1 protein-coding gene is annotated in these 1,415 nt (G+C 71.0%); it reads right to left on the minus strand.

All coding sequences use genetic code 11. The annotated features are described in order from the left end of the window. Window positions 1–1,162: MBL fold metallo-hydrolase (locus tag B9G38_RS17395; RefSeq protein WP_086221186.1), on the minus strand; the 1,162-nt coding region annotated here is incomplete at its 3' end. Window positions 1,163–1,415: the final 253 nt, after the last annotated feature.

A 1,415-nucleotide genomic window follows, 5' to 3' on the forward strand; every position in this document is an offset into this window, starting at 1 on the left:
TCTCCGGGAGCGTCCCGGTGATCCGGTCGACGAAATCCCCCGCGTCGAGGCCGAGGATCCCTATCTCGTGGCGCGCGTCGCCGACCGTCGTGAAGACGGGTTCGCCGGGTTCGACTCCGCCGGTCGTCCCGTCGTTCGCGACCGCGAAGTGACCCGGACAGACGACCGCGTCGTCCGGCTCGGCGAGTAAGGTCCCGTGGAGCGAGTCGTACAGGCGCCGGGCCGCGCCGGCGGCGCCCGCGTTCGACTCGCCTCCATCACCGCCGCCCGCCGAGAACTGGAGCTCCGTCCGCCCGACGCTGTCGGTGAACAGCGTGTCGCCCGTGAGGACCGCCGCGCCGCCGACGAGGTAGCTCGCGCCGTCGTCGGTGTGGCCGGGGGTCGCGAGCGCCTTCAGGTCGATCCCGCCGACGTCAAGCGTCTCGTTCCGGTCGACCGGCTCGAACCGGTACGCCACGTCGCGCGCGGCGGCCGCGGCGGGGAGGAAGTACGGCACGCCGAGCTCGTCCGCCAGCGCCCGCCCGCCCGAGAGGTGGTCGGCGTGGACGTGCGTGTCGAGGACGGCCGCGATGGACGCGTCGTACTCCGCGGCCGCCGCGACCCACTCGTCGCCGTGTCTGGAAACGTCGACGGCGACGGCGACGCGGTCGGCGCCGTCGGAACCGCTCGCGGAACCCTCCGCAGGAACGTGGTCCGCCTCGCCCGGCTCGCGCCCGCCGACCACGAGGTACCCCAGACACCCCTTCGCGCGGCGCTGGACCTGAACGACGTCGAGCGGCGGGGCGGCGTCGGTCGCTCCGGCCGCGTCGGGGAGCGGGACCTCCGTTCGGTCGTACACCGCGGACCAGCCGCGCATCCCGTCCGCGACGACGGTCACGTCCTCGTACCCCGCGGCGTCGAGCTCGGCGGCGAAGTCGTCCGAGGCCTTCCCCTTCGCGCACAGCGTGATCACGCTGTCCCCGGGGGAGAAGCCCGTCTCGCGCTCGAAGTCGTCGATATCGAACTCGTGGAACGGCTTGTAGAAGTAGCCGATCGCGTCCGCCACGCGCCAGCCCTCGAAGCTCTCTTCCGGGCGGGTGTCGACGACGGCGAACGAGCGCTCGCCGCGCCGTCGCTCGTCGATCCTGTCGCGGAACTCGTCGGCGGATATCGTCTCGACCATACCGGAATGGCGTGCCGAGCGGGCAAAAGCGCTCGGTGGACGAGAAAAATGAACGATGACGCTGCGGTGAACACCGCCGAAGCTCCGGCCGATTTCTTATAAATAATCGATGACGGATCGGCGCCGAACACCTCCAAAGCCCCAGTCGCGAGGACGGCGCAGACGACGTAAGCACCGCAGGAACGACCGCAGCGAGTGACGAGGAGCGTGGTTCGAGACGCCCCTGGCGGCTCGTCCTCACGAAAGGCGCCAC

It is taken from the genome of Halorubrum sp. SD612, assembly GCF_002135005.1.